Origin of the sequence: Streptomyces sp. NPDC059142, assembly GCF_042755665.1 — a bacterium.
Lineage (GTDB): Bacteria > Actinomycetota > Actinomycetes > Streptomycetales > Streptomycetaceae > Streptomyces.
In genome coordinates, this window is sequence record NZ_JBHZDA010000093.1 from 1 (window position 1) to 4,921 (window position 4,921).

Consider the following 4,921-nt stretch of genomic DNA (forward strand, 5'->3'; position numbering starts at 1 on the left):
TCCGGGTCCGGGTCCGGGTCCGGGTCCGGGTCCGGGTCCGGGTCCGGGTCCGGGTCCGGGTCCGGGTCCGGGTCCGGGTCCGGGTCCGGGTCCGGCGACATCGGCGGGGGCGGCATCGGCGGGGGCGCGGTCGTGGTCCCGTCGGAATCCGGGGCCTGCTCCGTACCCCGTCGGTGGACCAGCCTCAGCCGGGGCGGCCCCGGGCGGGCACCGGCCCGCTCGCGCGTGGTCCCGTACGTGGCCACCGTGGCCATGGCGTCGCGCCAGCCGTCCGCGTACGCCTTGATCTCCCGCTCCCCCAGCTCGTCGCGCGACACGACCAGGAGATCCTCGGGCGCGTGGCGCTCCAGGCGCTCGTGGAAGCGGGCCAGCAGCCCCTGGAGATCGGCCGGCGGGTCACCCGGCCCGGCGCGCTCCGGGGCCTCGGAACCCTCCGGCGGCCTGCGCTTCGGCGGATCGTCGGGGCCCGGGGAACCCGGGGAACCCGGGGAACCCGGGGAACCCGGGGAACCCGGGGAACCCGGGGAACCCGGAGAGCCGGGAGAGCCCGGAGAGTTGGGGGAGCCTGGGGAGCCGGGAGAGTTCGGGGAGCTTGGGGAGCCCGGAGGGTTCGGCGGCTTCACGCGGTCGGCCGCGCCGCGCCCCCGCCGGCCGGCACGCCGCTGCCGGGTCTTCCCGTCCCCCTCGGCCACGCACCGTCCCTCTTTCGCGTCGCGCGTCAGCCGCCCCCGCCGGTCGCACCGGCCGTACCGGCCGCGCTCGTCGACGCCCCCTGGGGGGTTGACCTCCGCGTCCGTGCGGCGCAGGCCGAATCACCCTACTACCCGATCATGGCCGGGAGGGAGGGCGGATCGGGACGCTCCGGACGCGGGTACGGCGCCCCTCCGGCCCGGCCCGCGACGGCCTCCGACGGCCCGCGGTCACTCCGAGGCGAAGCGGCGTGCGGTCACTCCGAGGCGAGCGGCGTGCGGTCCGCGCCGCGGGCCGCCGGGGGCGGCAGGAACTGTCCGGCGATCCGGATGAACATCTCCCGCTGCTCCTCCGGTACGCCGAGCCCGATCGCGGCCTCCTCGATGGTGAGCCGGCGCACCTCGTACGGACCGGCCCCGGGCCCGCCCTGGAGCTGCTCCGGATCCGGCAGGGGCAGATCGCTCTCGGTCAGCCGCCCGGAGCGGATCAGCATGTCCCGCACCGGGACGCCGAGCACGCGCGCGAGCCGCCGGGTCGTCTCCAGGTCCGGCATGCTCTGGCGGTGCAGAAGCCGGGTGATGGCCGCCCGGTGCACTCCGGCCTCGTCGGCCAGCCGGGACTTGCCTCCGCCCCGCGGACTGTCGATGTCGAAGCCGCGGCGACGGATCAGTTCTTCGACCCAGGCGGCGAACTGATCAAGGTCACTGGTGGTCATGGGTGGGGCGCCTCCCTCCGAAGCCGAACCAGCGTATCGCGCTTGCGCGCACGGAATTATGCACGAGTAAGAGGCCAAGTGTGCGGATTCAGCAAAGACCCTTCTCCCCCTGGCGTCTGCCCGCTCTCCGAAATCACACGCAAAGTTGATTGCGTGCGAGCGCGCAACGTGTCAGGGTCGATACCGCGACAGGGAGTGACCATGACGTCACCGCCCCGCCGCGGGTGCGCGGGCCGCCCGTCCGGATCCGTACACCCGGACCCGCACCCCGGAACCCGTACGCCCGGACCCGTACACCCGAAGCCGTACGTCCGACTCGCCACCCTCCGAAGCCGCATGCCCGCACCACCACCCTTCGAAGCCGTACGCCAGGACCCGTACCCCGGATCCCTTCGTCCAGCCCCGTCCGCCCGGACCCGCCTGCCCTGGGAGAGCGCCCATGCCCGTGACCCGCCGCACCACCACCAGCCGCCACGACACCGCCGGCCCCCGCGCCGACCCGCCCGCCGAGGCCGGCGCCCGGCCGGGCGGGGCCGCGGCGGACGCCGCCGCGCTCTGGCTGGACGTACTGACACGTCAGTTCCCCGAGCTGCTGACCGAGTTGGTCCCGGGCGCCGGATCCGCCACCGCCACCACCACGGCCGGTGACCGGCAGCCCCGTACCCCGGACCAGCTCGCCGCCGACTCCGCGCGCGTGCGCGCCGAGCGCACGGACGCCCTGCTCGTCGAGCAGCGCCACGGCCTCGCCGTCCCCGGCCACTCCACCGCCCCGCTGCGGCTGCACATCTCGGACGCGATCCGCGACATCACCGACGGGATCGTCGAGCTGGAGGAGGCCGTCCACGACAAGCTGGACCTCGGACGCCCGCGCCGCGCGACGGTGCCCGAGCGGCTGGTCCGGCTGGCCCGGCTGCTGGACCGGGTCGCCGCCCACCAGGTGCTCGCCGCGCATGTACGGGACGAGACCCGCCGTATGGCCCGGCGGTGCGGGCGCGCGCTCGGCGACACGGAACCGATGGTGCGGGTCGGGGGCCGCTGCCCCTGGTGCGATTCGGTCTCCCTGCGCGCGTTCCCGTCCCGAGGGGCGGTGCTCTGCGTCAACCCGGCCTGCCGGTGCGACACCCGGGAGTGTGACTGCCGTACGGATCCGGCCTACCGCCACCTCTGGGAGCGGGACTCCTGGGCCCGGCTCGCGGCCTCGGCGGGCGGCGACGCCCGGGAGATGGCCGAGGCGGTGTCGGAGGCCCCGGCGGACGGGGGCGCGCGGTGAACTCCCCCACCACCCCCCTGATCACGGGCGCGCTGGCGGCCGACGAGGTCGAGGTGGCCCCGGCGACCATCCGCAAGTGGGTCCAGCTCGGCCATCTCACCCCGGCCGGGAGCCGGGGCCGCGCCCTGCTCTACCGGCTGGAGGACGTCTTCGCCGCGGAGCGCGCGGCGCACGGACGCCGGTCCTCGCCGCCGGACCGGCCCCGGCCGTAACGCCCTTGGCCCTCCCGCACATCCGGCCGGCCGCCCTCATCACCTCGCCCCGGCGCGAGGGAGGGCGGCCGGCCCTTTCGCGTGTGCCGCGTCGGTTCGCGCGTGTCGCGTCGGTTCGCGCGTGTCGCGTCGGTTCGCGTGCGCGGGTCGGAACGCCCGGTCCGCGTGCGCGCCGTCAGGGCGCGGCGGGCCCGTGCGGGGCCTCGGGCCCTTCGGCGGGGACCGCCGGCGTACGGGGAGGCGCGGGCGTCCCCGTACCGACGAGAGCGACGGCCTCCTGCCAGCCGCCGGTGAAGCCGCGCACCTCTGCCTCGACGGCGATCCGGGCGCCGACCTTCACGGCCACCGCCGTGAGCGTCCGGGCCATCTCGCCGGTGTAGGTACCGGATTCACCCGCCTCGGCCGCCACTTCCACGACCACGGCGACGATCTCACTCAGCCGCTCCTGCGCATCGCTCTCGTGCTCCCCGCTCATCTCACCGCCACCTTCTCGAATGCGTGTTCGATACGCAGCGTATCGCTCGCAAGCCCTGAGTGACCACTGTGAACCGAATCGATTCCGGACCGTCACTAATTGCGCGCCCACACGCACTAGTTGCGCTCTCGCTCGACATGGATCACAATGGGTGCAGCGGCGGAGCTGTGCCCACCTCCCTCCGGGGTGCAGCTCCGCCGCTGGCGTACCCGGGGCCCCTGGCTCCGGCTGCGGGCCCCGACCCCTACGAACTGGAGTGATATGCCGTCATGAGCACTCCCCCGAGTACGTTTCCCGACGTGGAGGCCATCGTCGTGGAACTCCTCTCCGACCGGCCCGAACTGGCCGACGCCACGGTGGACGAGACCCCGCCGCCCGGCTTCGACGGCACCCAGAAGGCCGTGATCGTCTCGCGCCGGGGCGGCGCCTGGATCGACGATCTCCATCTGGATCTGCCACTGATCGAACTGGAGTGCTACGGGCCGGACAAGCCCACGGCCCATCTGCTGGCCAACGCGGCCCGGGCCGAACTCCTCAAGGCGCGCGGCACCCGGTACGGCCCCACGACGATCACCGATGTCGTGGAGGCGGACGGACCGCGCTGGCTGCCCGAATACCTCTACCCGGCGGCGAACCGCTACCTCTGCGTCATGCGGTTCTCGATGCGTACGGACTGACGCCGGCGCCCCGGCGGCCCCCCAGGGGCCCCGCGGGCCCCGCAACTCTCCGTACCCCCGTACGCCCCACAGACAAGGCCCTGCCGACCGGCGGGGCCTTTGCCGTACCCACGGCAGCACCACCCATCCCGGCACCACCACATCACGCACCACACCTCACCAAGGAGCCCTCATGGCAACTGCGAACGACTCCTCCCAGATCCGTATCGCCGGCACCGGCCGCCTCTTCGTCGCCGCGGCGGGTGCGAGCGCGCCGGCCAACTTCGCGACCGACTGGGACCCCCAGGTGTGGAAGGACCTGGGCTACACCTCCACCGACGGCGTCACCTTCGCCAAGAAGGACAAGCTGGACCCGGTCGAGACCTGGCAGTCCGTCAGCCCGGCCCGTTTCATCTACGCGGACCGCGATCTGACGCTGAAGTTCTCGATGCTCCAGTTCAACGAGGCGACCCTGCCGTTCTTCATGGGCGGCGACGCCGTGGAGCCGGTGGCCAGCGCGGAGGGCGTCTTCTCGTACGCCATCCCGGACGGCCCGCAGTTCGACGAGCGCGCCCTCGGCCTGGAGTTCACCGACGGTACGGACGTGACGTACCGCTTCGTCATCCCGCGCGGCCAGGTCACGGCGTCGGACGACATCAAGCTGGCCCGCAAGGCCGCGGCGCTGCTCGGCGTCACCTTCACCGCGCTCGCCGCGAAGGAGGGTGAGCCGCTGGCCACCTTCCTGATGAAGGACCCGGCGTACGCGTCGCCGGTGGCCTGAGAACCCCGGGGGGGGGGGGGGGGGGGCCCCCCCCCCCCCCCCACACCCCCCCCCCCCCCCCCCCCCCCCCCCCCCCCACCAACACACCACCCCCCCCAAAAAACACAAACACACAGACACAC

At 74.1% G+C, this 4,921-nt stretch carries 6 protein-coding genes and 1 pseudogene; 4 read left to right on the plus strand and 3 right to left on the minus strand.

What is annotated here, in order from left to right; translation table 11 throughout:
• Window positions 1-317 (minus strand): annotated as a pseudogene (locus ACFXPK_RS26530) (hypothetical protein); the annotation flags it as partial.
• A gap of 629 nt (window positions 318-946) precedes the next feature.
• Window positions 947-1,405 (minus strand): helix-turn-helix domain-containing protein, encoded by a 459-nt coding sequence (locus tag ACFXPK_RS26535; RefSeq protein ID WP_384999617.1) that lies wholly within the window; start codon window positions 1,403-1,405, stop codon window positions 947-949.
• A 439-nt stretch (window positions 1,406-1,844) separates the two neighbouring features.
• Here ACFXPK_RS26535 and ACFXPK_RS26540 point away from each other — a divergent pair, with 439 nt between their 5' ends.
• Together ACFXPK_RS26540 and ACFXPK_RS26545 are read left to right on the plus strand one after the other, a co-directional pair.
• On the plus strand, window positions 1,845-2,675 hold the full coding sequence (locus ACFXPK_RS26540; protein ID WP_385079282.1) for a hypothetical protein: 831 nt from the start codon (window positions 1,845-1,847) through the stop codon (window positions 2,673-2,675).
• Complete coding sequence (locus ACFXPK_RS26545; protein ID WP_384999622.1) at window positions 2,672-2,887, plus strand: hypothetical protein; 216 nt, start codon at window positions 2,672-2,674, stop codon at window positions 2,885-2,887. The genes ACFXPK_RS26540 and ACFXPK_RS26545 overlap by 4 nt, the downstream gene beginning before the upstream one ends.
• A 175-nt stretch (window positions 2,888-3,062) precedes the next feature.
• Here the strand turns inward: ACFXPK_RS26545 and ACFXPK_RS26550 are convergent, their stop codons facing one another.
• The gene (locus tag ACFXPK_RS26550) at window positions 3,063-3,362 is read right to left on the minus strand and encodes a hypothetical protein (protein ID WP_384999625.1); all 300 of its coding nucleotides are present in this window, start codon (window positions 3,360-3,362) and stop codon (window positions 3,063-3,065) included.
• Window positions 3,363-3,631: 269 nt separating this feature from the next.
• Here ACFXPK_RS26550 and ACFXPK_RS26555 point away from each other — a divergent pair, with 269 nt between their 5' ends.
• Window positions 3,632-4,039, plus strand: coding sequence for a hypothetical protein (locus tag ACFXPK_RS26555; RefSeq protein WP_384919593.1), 408 nt, complete (start codon window positions 3,632-3,634; stop codon window positions 4,037-4,039).
• 172 nt (window positions 4,040-4,211) lie between these two features.
• Complete coding sequence (locus ACFXPK_RS26560; protein ID WP_384999627.1) at window positions 4,212-4,799, plus strand: phage tail protein; 588 nt, start codon at window positions 4,212-4,214, stop codon at window positions 4,797-4,799.
• Window positions 4,800-4,921 lie beyond the last annotated feature (122 nt).